We start from the raw sequence: 13,815 nt of genomic DNA, 5'->3' as shown, positions 1-13,815 counted from the left end.
CAGGCCCCACGCCGGGGCTCACGACGGGATCCACGGCGGAGACGGCCGAATCCACGGCGGTGTCAGGGGTGTCCACGGCGGTGTTCACGGGGCCCTTCACAGCGCGGGCATTCGGTGCGAGCGGACGACGGCGACGAGCACGGGGGCGCCGCACAGGGCGGTCATCACGCCGAGCGGCATCTCGTACGGGCGGGCGACCAGCCGGGAGGCCACGTCGGCGAGCAGCACGACGGCCGGCCCGAGCAGGGCGGAGACCGCGAGCAGCCGGCGCAGGTCCGGGCCGACCAGGGCCCGGGCGGCGAAGGGCACCACCAGGCCGACGAAGGAGACCGGCCCGGCGACCGCGGTGGCGGCGCCGACCAGCAGGGCGACGGCGGTGACCGCGAGGGCGCGGGCCCGGCGGGGCTTGTGGCCGAGGCCGGTGGCGACGTCGTCGCCGAGGCTGAGCGCGGTCAGCGCGGGGCCGGAGAGCAGCGCCAGCACCAGACCGAGCAGCAGGACCGGCAGGACGGACAGCAGTTGGTCGGTGCCGCGGCCGGCCACCGAGCCGATGGTCCAGAAGCGGATCTCGTCGGCGGCCCGGGCGTCGGAGAGCAGCAGGACGGAGGAGCCGGCGTTCATCAGTCCGCTCAGCGCCGCACCGGCCAGCACCAGTCGGACGGGGTCGTCGCCGGTGCCGCGCAACCGGGCCGCGCCGAGCGCCAGCAGGCAGCCGGCGGCGGCGCCCAGCACGGCGACGTACGGGCCGACGCTCGCCGCACTGGCCCCGAGCACGATCGCGATCACGACGGCGAAGGAGGCACCGGTGCTGACGCCGAGCAGGCCGGGCTCGGCCAGCGGGTTGCGGGCGGCCGCCTGGAGCACGGTGCCGGCCACGCCGAGGGCGAGTCCGACCGCGAGGGCCACCGCGGTGCGCGGCACGCGCAGGTGGAACACCGTGAACCGGGAGTCGGAGTCGCCGTCACCGAGCAGGGTGGCGAGCGCCCGTGACGGCCCCACGTCTCCGGCGCCGAGCAGCAGGCTCGCCAGTACGGCGAGCAGCAGGATCGCGCCGGCGGGCAGCAGTCCGCGCAGCAGGAGTGATCGGAATGTCACACCGGGCCTCTCCGTCAGGGCCTTACGTATGGTTAGGCTAACCTCAGATAAACGGTTCGTCCGTAAACTACCATTACCCGGAGAACACCCATGCTTGGCACCCGCATGACCAAGACCCTGCTCGGAACCGCCGTCGTCGGCGCCCTCGCCCTGGGCCTGACCGCGTGCGGCTCCTCGGGTTCCGGAAGCTCCGCGGGTGGCTCCGGCTCCTCCTCCGCCGCCGCCAAGGACGGCAAGCGCAGCATCGACACCGCCTTCGGCGCCGTGGAGGTCCCGGCCGAGGCCAAGCGGGTCGTCGCCCTGAACGACACCTCGTTGGACACCGCGCTCTCGCTCGGCATCACGCCGGTGGGCACCAGCTCCAGCCGCGGCGGCACCACCGCTCCGGCCTACCTGAAGGCCGACGCCGTCCCGCTGGTCGCCACGGTCAAGGAGCCCAACGTCGAGGCGATCCTGAAGGCCGCCCCCGACGTCATCCTGGCCTCCTCCGGCATCGAGAAGTCCCAGTACGACAAGCTCGCGGCGGTCGCCCCGACCATCGTCCCCAAGGCCGGCGACTGGCGCTCGGTGCTCGCCGTCTACGGCGACGCGCTCGGCCGCAAGGACGACGTCACCGCCAAGCTGGACGCCCTGGACAAGCGGGCCGCCAAGGCCGGCGAGGGCAAGACCGGCAGTGCCGTGGTGATGCGCTGGATGCCCAACGGGCCGATCGTGATGAACACCACCAACATGCCCGGCGACCTGCTGAAGAAGGCCGGCGCCACCACCATGCCGATCGCCGACGGCCTCGGCGCCCAGCCCCACTCCGACCCGCTCTCCCTGGAGAACCTCAACAAGGCCGACGCCGACCGGGTGTTCGTCGCCACCCTGAACGCCGAGGGCGAGAAGGCCCTGGAGACCGCCCGCAGCCAGGAGGCCTTCAACCGCCTCAAGGCCGTCGGCAACCACCAGCTGACGGGCGTCGACGGCCAGGTGTGGAGCAGCAGCTCCGGGCCGATCGCGGCGGAGAAGGTCGTCGAGGACATCGAGAAGGCCTTCGGCGCGAAGTAACCGCGCCCACGGGGGAATCCCCCCCCCCCGCTGAACCGAAGGGCCGTCACCGTCTCCCCGCTTCCGGGAGGCGGTGACGGCCCTTCGTCCATCCGCCGACGCCTGTGCCCCGGCAGGGGCCACAGGTCCCGCGCTAACCCGCCCCCGGGGCACGCTGCCCGCGCGTCTCCGCGGCCGGGGCCCCGCCCACGTCCGGGACGCGGCAGCCGGGCACGGTCCGCGGGTGCGGCGCCCGCTGCCCCTGGGCGCGCCGCTCCCGGTCGAGCTCGGCGCCCGCCCGGACCGCCCGGTGGACGGCCCGGGCCAGCCGGGCCCCCCACAGCGAGCGCGGGCCGCCGAAGGGGTCGGCGGGGCCCTGGGGCGCAGCGGCCCGGACGGCCACGCAGACCGCGTCGGACGGGGTGCCCGAGCAGTCGTAGCCGGCCTCCAGCAGGGCCTGGACCTTGGCCTCGGTCGCGGTGGCCAGCAGGTTGACCAGCCCGGCGTCGGTGACCGCGGCCGGCACCACGGCCAGGATGTTGATCGTGCCGGGCCGGTACTCCACGGGTTCCGCGGCCGGCTCGGCCGCCCAGAGCGCGACGCCGATCCCGGTGGTCGCCAGCGCGGTGACGCCGCCGTCCTCGGCCCGGGTGCAGTCGTCCACCTCGGCCGCCGTCATCAGCCCGACGCCGGGGCCCGAGAGGCCCTGCGCGGCGGCCAGTTCGGCCAGGTGCTCGGCCGGGTCCATCCGCGAATAGCCCGGCCGCACCTGGGCGTTGAGCACCCACCCGCGCTCCCCGAGCCCGCCGCCGAGCACCGCGCTGCTGACCATCCGCCAGCCGGGCCCGGCCCGCCAGACCAGGAGGTGGCGGCAGGCGCCGTCCTCGGTCCGTACCGCCCGGCCCACCCGCACTGCGCCGCCGTTCACGGTCACCGTCCCTCCGTCCCTGCCCATGCCCGCTGCCCTGCACCGCTGTCCACCGCCCGCTCACCCGCGCCGAAGCCCCCGGGCGTCAGGAGCAGACGGCGGAGCCGCCCACGGACGGCTCCGGGTCTTCCTCCCGCCCCGGGCGCATCACCTGCACGTTCTCCAGCCGCGCCTCGACCGGCTCGTCCGGGTCGAGGCGCTTCTCCACCGCCTTCAGATGGCCGATCCGCACCCCGGTGCCGATCTCCGGCGGGGGCGGGCAGGCCGCAGCAGTCCTCGTCCGGCAGGACGGAGGTGCCGGCCGTGCCGAGGGCCCTGGCCTGGTCGATGATCTCCTGCTTCTCCCACCCGACCAACGGGCGCACGACCGGCAGGGTGGCCGCCCGGTCCACCGCGACCACGGTGGCCAGGGTCCGGCCCGCCACCTGCCCCAGGCTGTCGCCGGTCACCAGCGCCTGCGCCCCGGTGGCCGCGGCCAGCGGCGAGGCGGTGCGGACCGTCAGGCGCCGCTGGGCCACCGCCCGGAGCCGCCCGGTGGGACGTCACCGCCGCGGGCGGCTACGCGGCCGGCCCTCCGCGCGGCTCCTCGGCGTCGCCCTCCGGCGCCAGCTCCGGCACCGGATGGGGCTTGCCCTCCGAGTCGACCGCCACGAAGACCAGTTGCGCCGTCGCGACCGTGGTCACGGGCCCGGCGAGGTTCCACCGCTCCGAGGTCACCACCACCGACACGTCCATCGACGTCCGCCCGACGCGGCCGACCCGGGCCCGGACGGTGAGGAGGTCCCCCGCCCTGACCGGCGCCAGGAACGACATCTCCCGGACGGAGACGGTGACGGCGGGGACACCGGCGTGCCGGCCCGCGGCGGCGGCCGCCGCGTCGTCGATCAGCTTCATCATCACGCCGCCGTGCACCGTCCCGTAGAGGTTGGTGTCGTGGTCGCTCATGATGTGGGCCAGGGTCACCGCCGAGTCGGCCGGGGTGCGGGACAGGACAGCGGGACTGGTCACAGCGACGGCCCGCCCGTCATGGCACCGTGGGGATCGTGGTCGGCGTTCCGCCGCACGGGAATCTCCTTCGTGAGGTCGCACACCCCGGGAGCGCCAAGGAGCGACGCGGCCGTGCGTGTACGGCTCGTCCGCACCGTCGGCCCGCCCCGGGGTCGTGGTGGGGCCGCGGGCCACCACGGCACGCGGGCAGCGGCAGGTCGTCGGACTCGCGGGCGCGCCCTCCCGGCCGGACCGGGACGGACGCCTGCCGGCCGTCGCGTCGCGGGCCCGGCGCGGATGACGGCGGGTGTTACCGCCCACCGCTGCGGGGCGGTCCCGGACTCCCGCCGGGCTCCCTCGTGACGACGCCCCGCCTGGCGGGCGGGGCGAACCAGCTGCCCTGCCAGCTTACGTCCATCCGCGCAGCTCACGACCACCGCCCACCTGCCCGGTCGGTCCACGCACGACCCCCGGGCCCGCGCGCCGGGGCGGACGGCAGAATGTCCCCCGTGCGGCACATCCTCGTCATCGGCATCGGCGCGGGCGACCCCGACCACCTCACCCTTCAGGCGGTCAAGGCGATCGCCCGCACCGACGTCTTCTTCATCCTCGACAAGAACGAGGAACGGCAGGACCTGGTCGACCTGCGCCGTCGGATGCTCGCCGAACACGGCCGGCCCGGGCACCGGGTGGTCGAGGTGCCGGACGCGGAGCGGGACCGCACCACCTCCGCGTACGCGGCCGCCGTGGACGACTGGCGCACCCGGCGCGCCGACCTCGTCGAGCGGCTGCTCGCCGAGCACCTCGGCCCGCAGGAGAGCGGCGCCTTCCTGGTCTGGGGCGATCCGGCCCTGTACGACAGCGTCATCGCCGTGCTGGAGGACGTGTCCACCCGGGGCGGCGCACCCTTCGGGTACGAGGTGCTCCCGGGCATCAGCAGCGTCTCGGCGCTCGCCGCCCGGCACCGCACCACGCTGACCAGGGTCGGCCGCCCGGTGCAGATCACCACCGGCCGCCGCCTGGCCGAGGGGTTCCCCGAGGGGGTGGACGACGTGGTGGTGATGCTGGACGGCCGCGCGGCGTTCGCCGGGATCGACCCCCGGGGGCTGGAGATCCACTACGGCGCCTACCTCGGCACCCCCGACGAGGTGCTGGTCTCCGGGCCGCTCGCCGAGGCGGCCCCGCGGATCCGCGAGCTGCGGGAGCGGGCCCGCGAGCGCAAGGGCTGGATCATGGACACCTACCTGCTGCGGCGCTCCGACGGCTGACGGCCGCGCTCCGGCCCCGGCCCCGGCCTCGGCCCCGGCCCCGGTCCCGGTCCCGGTCCCGAAACGACGAACGGCCGCGCCCCGCCGGGGAGACCGGCGCGGCACGGCCGTTCGGGCCCGCGCCGGTCAGGCCTTCCTGACCACGCCGGACTTGAGCTGCATCGCGCCGAAGCCCTCGACCCGGCAGTCGATGTCGTGCCCGTCCACCCCGTCCACCAGACGGATGTTGCGCACCTTGGTGCCGGCCTTGATGCCGGAGGCACTGCCCTTGACCTTGAGCGCCTTGACCACCGTCACGGTGTCGCCGTCGCTCAGCACGTTGCCGACGGCGTCCCTGACCACCCGCTCGCCGACCGCCGCACCGGCCTCCTCCGCGCCGCCGGGCACCCACTCGTGGGCGCACTCGGAGCAGACCACGAGGGCGTTCGTCTCATAGGTGTACTCGCTGGAGCACTGCGGGCACAGGGGGAGGCTGTCGCTCGTGCGTTCAGGATATCCGGGGGCTCGGAGGCGCCCCCGGCGACGGCCGACGCGCCGGCGCGGGAGTCGGAGCCGGGCGGGGCGGGCCGGGAGCGTGCGGGAGCCGGGCTGCGGCGAGACCGGCTACGGCCGGTCCGATGGTCGTAGGCATGCGGAAATCCTCTCCGGCGTACGGCAGTCGGGGAGCCGCTTCGCCGGATTTCCCGCCCCCCGGAGCCGCATGTGGCGCGATCCCGCACCTTCCGCGCGGCGAGCGCGCCCGCCCTCGGGCGCCGGCATGACCCAACCCCCTGGAACTCCCGACCCGTTCACCCCACGGAGGAGGAGTGCGGCCGCCGAACGGACGCGGCCGGGCCCGCGGCTCACCCTGCCGTGAGCGCGAGCCGGATCCAGCGCTCGGACTCCTCGACCGCCGCCGCCACGTCGAAGGACTCCGGATCGGTCGCGGCCTGCACCACCAGCCCCTTGAGCAGCCCGACGAACACCGGCGCGAAGGCCCGCGGGTCCACGCCGGGGCGCAGCTCGCCGTCCCGCTGCCCCTGCCCGACGACCTCGGCCGTCCACTGCCGGGTCCGGGCGTCCAGCTCGGCCACCGCAGCGGTCAGCTCCGAGGCTCCGGCGAGCGCCTCGGCGCCCAGCACCACGAAGGCCCGGCCCAGGTCGGTCGGGTTGCGCACGCCCTCCAGGCAGCCGCGGGCGAACCCGCACAGCTCCTCCAGCGCCCCCGCCCCGCTGCGCTCCGGCGCGGCCGCCGCCATCGCCTCGGCCAGCGCCTCCTCCTGCAGCCGCGCCAGCAGCGCGGCCTTCGAGCCGAAGTAGTGGGTGGCCAGGCCCCGGCTGAACCCCGCCTCCTCCCCGACCCTGGCCAGCGTGACGCCGGTGCTGCCGTGCTCGGCGATCAGCCGGGCGGCGGCCGCGATCAGCGCGGACTCGGCCCGTGCGCGCCGTTCGGCCTGGGTGCGGCGGGCCGGCGCCGCCCGGAGCGCCCCGGCGCCGCCGGCCCGGCCCTCATCGTGCGTAGACATGCCACCATGTTAGTGTGAACTTGCTTGTTGGATAACAAGTAACTTCCGGAGCGGCGGGCACACCCCCGACCCGCCGCCCCCGTGAGAAGGGAAGTCCCGATGACCGCCACGATGCTCGCCGGCCGGCTCGACGTCGCGAAGGGCTCCTTCGCCGTGGAGGAGGTCCCCGTCCCGGCCCCCGGCCCGGGCGAGGTACTGATCAAGGTCGAGGCCGCCGGCGTCTGCCTCTCCGACGTCCACCTGATCGAGGGCATGCTCAAGCCGCTCTTCCTCAAGGGAGACAAGGTCACCCTCGGCCACGAGGTCGCGGGCACCGTGCACACCCTCGGCGAGGGCGTGACCGGTACGGCCGTCGGGGACCGGGTGCTCCTCCAGGCCGGCGAGACCCGCGACGGCGTGGTGCACACCCGCGGCGTGGACTACGACGGCGGCTGGGCCGAGTACGCGCTCGCCACCGCCACCACCCTGGTGCCGATCCCGGACGAGCTGCCCTTCGAGCAGGCCTGCTTCATCCCCGACGCGGTCTCCACCCCGTGGGCCGCGATCACCACCACCGGCGCCGTGCGCCCGGCCGAGGCGGTCGGCGTCTGGGGCGTCGGCGGCCTCGGCGCCCACGGCGTCCAGCTGCTGCGGGCGATCGGTGCCTTCCCGATCGTCGCCGTCGACCCGCTGCCGGCCGCCCGCGAGCGCGCCCTGGCCTTCGGCGCCGACGCCGCCCTCGACCCGGCCGACCCCGGCTTCGCCGCCCTGCTGCGCGAGGCCACCGGCGGCCGCCCGCTGTCCGTCGCCTTCGACTTCGCCGGGGTCGCCCCGGTGCGCGAACAGGCCATGGCCTCCCTCGGCGAGCACGGCCGCCTGGTGCTGGTCGGCCTCACCGACAAGCCGCTGACCGTCACCAACGGCACCCTGGTCAGCTACCTGCGCCAGCAGATCCGCGGCCACTACGGCTCCGAGGGCCAGGACGTCGTCGACCTGGTCGACCTGGTGCGCGGCGGCCGGCTGGAGTTCTCCCGCTCGGTGAGCGGCACCCTCCCGCTGGCCGAGGCCGCCCGCGCGGTCGAGGCGCTGGAGCGCAAGGAGGGCAACCCGATCCGCCTGGTGCTCAAGCCCTGACCGAGCCTTCCCGGCCCCGGGGCGGGTGCTTGAATGTCCTTTCGGAAACTTCCGGCAAGCCGACGAACAGGACGACCGCATGCACCCGCTCCGGGACATCCCCTGGCACCAGGGCAGCTGGCTCAACGAGCCCGAACGCGTCCGCACCGACGGCACCGACCTCCTGGTGACCACCCGTCCGCGCAGCGACTTCTGGCGCACCACCAGCTACGGCTTCGTCCGCGACGACGGCCACGCACTGCTCACCGGTTTCCCGCCCGGCAGCGCCACCGAGATCACCTTCGTCGCGGACTTCACGGCCCTGTACGACCAGGCCGGCCTGCTGATCCGGGTCGACCCCCGGACGTGGATCAAGGCCGGAGTGGAAATGAGCGACGGCCTCCCCCACCTCGGAGCGGTCGTCACCCGCGGCGTCTCCGACTGGTCCCTCGCCCCCGTCCCCGACTGGCACGGCCGCGCGGTCACCGTCCGCGCCAGCCGCACGGGCGACGCCGTGACCATCCGCGCCCGCTGCGAGGACGCCCCCTGGCGCCTCGTCCGCCTCGCGCCCCTCGCCCCGGAGGCGGACGCGACCGCCGGCCCGTTCTGCTGCTCCCCCGAGCGGGCCGGCCTCCAGGTGCGCTTCACCCGCTTCGCCCAGGGGCCCGCCGACCCGGGGGGGGGGGGGGGGGGGGGGGGGGGGGGGGCGGGGGCGCGGGGCCGGGCCCCCCCCCCCCCCCCCCCCCCCCCCCCCCCCCCCCCCCCCGGCCCCCCCCCCCCGGGGCCCCCCCGGGGGGGGCGCCCCCGGGGGGGGCCCCCCCCCGTCACTCCCCGACGGCGGCCCCCGGCGCCGTCCCTCCCCAGGTGGCGTCACCCGCCCGACGCCACCACCGCCCCGACAAGCCGCCACGGCCCCAACTCCGCTCCCCCGGCCGGGAAATGGCCTGCGCACCCCTAGCCAACCGGCCAGTAGCGCCCCTACCGTCGACTCCCCGTGAGACTTCGACGGAGGAGTCCGCCTTGCGTTCACGCCAACGCCCCCGCCCCCGCTCCCTCCGACTCCCGGCCGCCGCCCTCGCCCCGGCCCTGCTCGTCACCGCGGCTCTGACCACCACCCCCGCCGCGACCGCCGCCCCCGCCCCCATGACCGCGACCGCCGCCCCCGCCGACTACTGCGGCGGCCGCTGCGCCGACATCCTGCCGCCCGGCGAGAACGGCAACGCCACCCTCGCCGAGATCCTGCTCAACCGGGCCTTCGGCACCCGCCCCGCGCACACCGACGACCAGCTCGGCCCCTACGCCGCCCTCGCCGCCGGCTACCCCGGCCTGACCGAGGCCACGCTGCGCGACTTCTTCAACGACGCCTCCTTCGGCGTCCCCGCCGACCAGGTGGCCTCCACCACCAGCCCCCGCCCCGACGTCACCATCGTGCGCGACAAGGCCACCGGCGTGCCCCACATCACCGGCACCACCCGCTACGGCACCGAGTTCGGCGCGGGCTACGCGGCCGCCCAGGACCGGCTCTGGGTGATGGACCTGTTCCGGCACGTCGGCCGCGGCGAGCTCTCCGGCTTCGCCGGCGGCGCCGCCGCCAACCGCCAGCTGGAGCAGACCTTCTGGCAGGCCGCGCCCTACACCGAGGCGGAGCTCCAGCAGCAGATCGACGCCATCGCCGCGCGCGGCGGCCGGGCCGCCCAGGCCCTCGCCGACGCCAACGCCTACCTGGACGGCGTCAACCGGTACGCCACGCAGGCCCACGACGCCCGCACCTTCCCGGGCGAGTACGACCTCACCGGGCACATCGACCCGATCACCAACGCCGGCTCGATCGAGCCGTTCACCCTGACCGACCTGGTCGCCCTCGCCTCCGTGGTCGGCGCGCTGTTCGGCTCCGGCGGCGGAGGCGAACTGGCCTCCGCCCAGGTCAAGTCGGCCGCCGAGGCCCGGTACGGCGAGGCGGCCGGGGACGCGCTGTGGGCGTCGCTGCGCGAGGCCGACGACCCGGAGGCCGTCCGGACCCTGCACGACGGGCAGAGCTTCCCGTACGCGACCGTCCCGGACCACCCGCGGGGCGAGGCTCGGCCCGACCCGGGCTCGGTGGTCCCCGAGCCGGTGGTCCACGACGCCACCGGCTCCGCCGGCTCCCCCACCACCACGGCCCCCGGCGTCCTGCCCGGCAACCTGCTCAGCGCCCGGCACGGCATGTCCAACGCCCTGCTGGTCTCCGGCGCCCACACCGACGACGGCCACCCGGCGGCCGTGTTCGGCCCGCAGACCGGCTACTTCGCCCCGCAGCTGCTGATGCTGGAGGAGATCCAGGGCCCCGGCATCAGCGCCCGCGGCGCCGCCTTCGCCGGCCTGAGCTTCTACGTGCAGCTCGGCCGCGGCCAGGACTACGCCTGGAGCGCGACCTCCGCGGGGCAGGACATCACCGACACCTACGCCGTCCCGCTCTGCACGACCGACGGCTCCCCGGTCACCACCGCCGCCGACTCCTACCTCTGGCACGGCCAGTGCCTGCCCTTCGAACGCCTGGAACGCAGGAACGCCTGGAAGCCGACCACCGCCGACCCCACCCCGGCGGGCTCCTACACCCTGGTGATGCTCCGCTCCCGGTACGGGCTGGTGAGCGCCCGCGGCACCGTCGGCGGCGCCCCCGTCGCCTTCACCTCGCTGCGCTCCACCTACCGGCACGAGGCCGACTCCATCATCGGCTTCCAGGAGCTGAACGACCCGGCCGCGGTGCACGACGCCGCGGGCTTCCAGCATGCGGCGCAGGACATCAACTACACCTTCAACTGGTTCTACGCCGACTCCCGCGACATCGCGTACTACAACTCCGGCAGCAACCCGGTCCGCGCCCCCGGGGTCGACCCGGGCCTGCCCGTCCTGGCCCAACCCGCTTACGAGTGGGCCGACTTCGACCCCGTCGCCAACACCGCCCGGTACACCCCGGCGGCCGAGCACCCGCAGTCCGTCAACCAGGACTACTACGTCTCCTGGAACAACAAGCAGGCGAACGGCTACACCTCGGCCGCCTTCGGCAACGGCTCGGTGCACCGCGCCGACCTGCTGGACGACCGGGTCAGGTCCCTGCTCGCCGACGGCGGCAGGGCGAGCCGGGTCTCGCTCACCCGGGCCATGGAGAACGCCGCCCTGGCCGACCTGCGGGCCGAGGACGTGCTGCCCGACCTGATCCGCGTGCTGCGCAGCGCCCCCGTCACCGACCAGGCCGCCCTCACCGCCCTGCAGCAGCTGGAGGCCTGGCTCGCCGCCGGCGCCCTGCGGAAGGAGTCCTCGCCGGGCAGCCACGGCTACGCGGACGCCACCGCGATCCGGGTGCTGGACGCCTGGTGGCCGCTGCTCGCGGACGGCGTCATGCGGCCGGGCCTCGGCGACGGGCTCTTCGCCGCCCTGACCGGCGCCCTGCAGGTCAACGAGTCCCCCTCGGGCGGCCAGAACGGCCCCGGCAGCGGCCCGGTGAGCGCCAACGAGGCCATCCCGCACAAGGGTTCGTCCTTCCAGTACGGCTGGTGGAGCTACCTGGACAAGGACCTGCGCGCCGTCCTCGGCGACCGGGTGTCCGGCCCGCTGGCCCGGCCGTTCTGCGGCGGGGGCGACCTCGCCGCCTGCCGGACCGTCCTGCTGACCACCCTGAAGCAGGCGGCCGCCCAGACCCCGGCCCAGGTCTACCCCGGCGACGCGGACTGCGCGGCCGGCGACCAGTGGTGCGCCGACGCGATCATCCAGCGCCCGCTGGGCGGCGTGACGGACGCCAGGACCACCTGGCAGAACCGCCCCACCTACCAGCAGGTGGTGCAGTTCCCGGCCCACCGCTGACCGCCCGCCGGGCGGGGGGCCCCCCCCCCCCGGCCCCCCCCCGGGCCCCCGGGGCCCCCGCTCACCCGGCCCGCTCACCCGGACGCGGACCCCCCGGCGCACCGGCACGGCCGTCCGCCGGGCCCGACGCGCGGCCCGCCGGAACTACCCCTAGCGTGGTCCGGGGACCGCCCGACCACCCCCGGGCCGAGGCCCGGGCCCCGTACCAGGAGGCATGCCGACCATGACCGCCACACTCTCCGAGCTCACCGGCGACTACGTCCTCGATCCCGCCCACACCCGGATCGGCTTCGTCGCCCGCCACGCCATGGTGACCAAGGTCCGCGGCGCGTTCCACCGGTTCGAGGGCACCGCCCACCTGGACGGCAGCGACCCGTCCCGCTCCTTTGGCCAGGTGGTGATCAAGACCGACAGCATCGACACCGGTGTGGAGCAGCGCGACCAGCACCTGCGCACCAACGACTTCCTGGACGCGCCGAACTTCCCCGATATCACCTTCCGCTCCACCTCCGTCGAGGTGCGCTCCGACACGGAGTACCGGGTCACCGGCGACCTCACCATCAAGGACACCACCCGTCCGGTCACCATCGACTTCGAGTACACCGGCAACGCCACCGACCCGTACGGCAACCTTCGCGTCGGCCTGGAGGGCTCGGTCACCATCAACCGCAAGGAGTACGGCGTCACCTGGAACGCGGCCCTGGAGGGCGGCGGCGTCCTGGTCGGCGACAAGGTCGTCCTGGAGTTCGACATCTCGGCGGTCCGCCAGGGGTAGCGCGATCGGCGGGCCCGCCGATCGCCGGACCGCACGGCACCCGTCCGGCTAGTCTCCTGGCATGCCGACAGAAGACTCCCTCGCGACCGGCCAGCGCTCCCTGGGCGACCCCGCCCTCGACTACCCGCTCCTGCCCCCGCTCACCGCCGGCTGCCCCCGCACCGGCACCGAGGACGTCTCCTACCCCGTCGAGGTCGACTACGCCTACGACAAGGTCGACCCGGCGGCCCTGTTCGCCCCCGCCCGGGTGCGCGGCGGCCTGGAGCGCTGGGCCCCGCTGCTGCCCCCGCTGCTCGCCCCGGGCCTGGGCGAGGGCGCCACCCCGCTGGTGGAGATCGGGCCCGGGGTGTACGTCAAGGACGAGGCCCGCAACCCCACCTGGAGCCACAAGGACCGGCTGAACCGCTGCACCACCAGCGCCGCCGTGGGCGTCGGTGCGCCGGGCCTGGTGGTCGCCTCCTCCGGCAACCACGGCGCCTCGGCCGCCGCCTACGCCGCCCGCGCCGGCCTGCCCTGCGTGGTGCTCACCGGCCCGGACGTCCCGCCGAACGTCGACGCCTTCCTCACCGCCTACGGCGCCGTGGTGCTCCCGGTGCCGTGGGAGGCCCGCTGGCCGCTGATGCGCCAGGTGGTCGACCGGCTGGGCCTGCACCCGGTCAGCAACCTGACCACCACCCACACCGGGCACGCGTACGGCCCCGAGGGCTACAAGACCGTCGCGTACGAGATCTTCCAGGACGTCGGCCTGCCGAGCGCGGTGTTCGTCCCGACCGGCTACGGCGAGCTGCTGTTCGGCGTCTGGAAGGGCTTCACCGAGCTGCGCCGGCTGGGCCTGACCGACCGGGTGCCGCGGATCCACTCCTGCGAGACGGCCGCCTCCGCGCCGCTCGCCCGGGCGATCGCCGAGGGCCTGCCGGCCGCCCGCGTGACGGTCGGCCCGAGCGACGCGTACTCGATCACCTCCCCGGTCGGCGGCTACCGCGGGGTGCTCGCGGTCCGCGGGAGCGGCGGCCGGGCACTGACCCTGACCGACGCCGAACTCGCCGCCGCCCAGCGGGAGCTGGCGCGAGCCGGGCTCTGGACGGAGCTGTCCGCGGCGGCCGGCCTGGCCGGGCTGCGCAGCCTCGGCGAGCCGGAGCCGGCCGAGGGGCCGGTGGTCTGCGTGTCGACCTCCAGCGGCTTCAAGGACAAGGGGGTCGGCACCCGCACGACGGCGCCGGTCGCCCCCGAGTGGGACGCGGTCGAGCGCCGCCTGCGCGCGGCCGGCCTCACCGGCTGACCGCGAGCCACCCACCC

General features: G+C 75.7%; 12 protein-coding genes and 2 pseudogenes. 7 read left to right on the top strand and 7 right to left on the bottom strand.

The genetic code is table 11. The features are described from left to right. Positions 1-96 precede the first annotated feature (96 nt). Positions 97-1,095 (bottom strand): FecCD family ABC transporter permease, encoded by a 999-nt coding sequence (locus ACH5AR_RS03335; protein ID WP_396299682.1) that lies wholly within the window; start codon positions 1,093-1,095, stop codon positions 97-99. Between the two features lie 105 nt (positions 1,096-1,200). Here ACH5AR_RS03335 and ACH5AR_RS03330 point away from each other — a divergent pair, with 105 nt between their 5' ends. Then, complete coding sequence (locus tag ACH5AR_RS03330) at positions 1,201-2,145, top strand: ABC transporter substrate-binding protein (protein ID WP_396299681.1); 945 nt, start codon at positions 1,201-1,203, stop codon at positions 2,143-2,145. A 133-nt stretch (positions 2,146-2,278) separates the two neighbouring features. Here the strand turns inward: ACH5AR_RS03330 and ACH5AR_RS03325 are convergent, their stop codons facing one another. The 4 genes and pseudogenes from ACH5AR_RS03325 to ACH5AR_RS03310 form a co-directional block, all read right to left on the bottom strand. Beyond that, the gene (locus ACH5AR_RS03325; RefSeq protein WP_396299680.1) at positions 2,279-3,079 is read right to left on the bottom strand and encodes an adenosylcobinamide amidohydrolase; all 801 of its coding nucleotides are present in this window, start codon (positions 3,077-3,079) and stop codon (positions 2,279-2,281) included. A 58-nt stretch (positions 3,080-3,137) separates the two neighbouring features. Further along, positions 3,138-3,284 carry a hypothetical protein gene (locus tag ACH5AR_RS03320; RefSeq protein WP_396299982.1) on the bottom strand — a complete coding sequence of 49 codons (147 nt, stop codon included), beginning with the start codon at positions 3,282-3,284 and terminating at the stop codon, positions 3,138-3,140. 88 nt (positions 3,285-3,372) lie between these two features. Then, positions 3,373-3,570: pseudogene (locus ACH5AR_RS03315) on the bottom strand (tRNA 4-thiouridine(8) synthase ThiI); the annotation flags it as partial. Between the two features lie 40 nt (positions 3,571-3,610). Continuing rightward, the gene (locus tag ACH5AR_RS03310) at positions 3,611-4,060 is read right to left on the bottom strand and encodes an acyl-CoA thioesterase (protein ID WP_396299679.1); all 450 of its coding nucleotides are present in this window, start codon (positions 4,058-4,060) and stop codon (positions 3,611-3,613) included. Positions 4,061-4,548: 488 nt separating this feature from the next. Here ACH5AR_RS03310 and cobF point away from each other — a divergent pair, with 488 nt between their 5' ends. After that, the gene (gene cobF, locus ACH5AR_RS03305; protein WP_396299678.1) at positions 4,549-5,307 is read left to right on the top strand and encodes a precorrin-6A synthase (deacetylating); all 759 of its coding nucleotides are present in this window, start codon (positions 4,549-4,551) and stop codon (positions 5,305-5,307) included. Between the two features lie 126 nt (positions 5,308-5,433). Here cobF and ACH5AR_RS03300 read toward each other — a convergent pair whose 3' ends face one another. Continuing rightward, positions 5,434-5,772, bottom strand: coding sequence for a zinc ribbon domain-containing protein YjdM (locus ACH5AR_RS03300; RefSeq protein ID WP_396299971.1), 339 nt, complete (start codon positions 5,770-5,772; stop codon positions 5,434-5,436). Positions 5,773-6,149: 377 nt separating this feature from the next. After that, on the bottom strand, positions 6,150-6,812 hold the full coding sequence (locus ACH5AR_RS03295; protein ID WP_396299677.1) for a TetR/AcrR family transcriptional regulator: 663 nt from the start codon (positions 6,810-6,812) through the stop codon (positions 6,150-6,152). A 99-nt stretch (positions 6,813-6,911) separates the two neighbouring features. On the opposite strand from ACH5AR_RS03295, the gene ACH5AR_RS03290 reads away from it, so the two are divergent. The 5 genes and pseudogenes from ACH5AR_RS03290 to ACH5AR_RS03270 all read left to right on the top strand — a co-directional run bounded on the left by ACH5AR_RS03290 (position 6,912) and on the right by ACH5AR_RS03270 (position 13,798). Continuing rightward, on the top strand, positions 6,912-7,925 hold the full coding sequence (locus ACH5AR_RS03290; RefSeq protein ID WP_396299676.1) for a zinc-binding dehydrogenase: 1,014 nt from the start codon (positions 6,912-6,914) through the stop codon (positions 7,923-7,925). A gap of 79 nt (positions 7,926-8,004) precedes the next feature. Next, positions 8,005-8,583 (top strand): annotated as a pseudogene (locus tag ACH5AR_RS03285) (DUF1349 domain-containing protein); the annotation flags it as partial. A gap of 341 nt (positions 8,584-8,924) precedes the next feature. Continuing rightward, a complete protein-coding gene (locus ACH5AR_RS03280; protein WP_396299675.1) occupies positions 8,925-11,744 on the top strand; it encodes a penicillin acylase family protein in 2,820 nt (939 codons plus the stop codon). 223 nt (positions 11,745-11,967) lie between these two features. Further along, entirely contained in the window at positions 11,968-12,519 is a 552-nt protein-coding gene (locus tag ACH5AR_RS03275) for a YceI family protein (RefSeq protein WP_396299674.1), read from the top strand. Positions 12,520-12,580: 61 nt separating this feature from the next. After that, the gene (locus tag ACH5AR_RS03270; RefSeq protein ID WP_396299673.1) at positions 12,581-13,798 is read left to right on the top strand and encodes a pyridoxal-phosphate dependent enzyme; all 1,218 of its coding nucleotides are present in this window, start codon (positions 12,581-12,583) and stop codon (positions 13,796-13,798) included. The last annotated feature ends 17 nt before the right edge of the window (positions 13,799-13,815 follow it).

Source organism: Kitasatospora sp. NPDC018619, assembly GCF_044391605.1.
Lineage (GTDB): Bacteria > Actinomycetota > Actinomycetes > Streptomycetales > Streptomycetaceae > Kitasatospora.
This window is presented reverse-complemented; position numbering and strand designations above follow the sequence as displayed.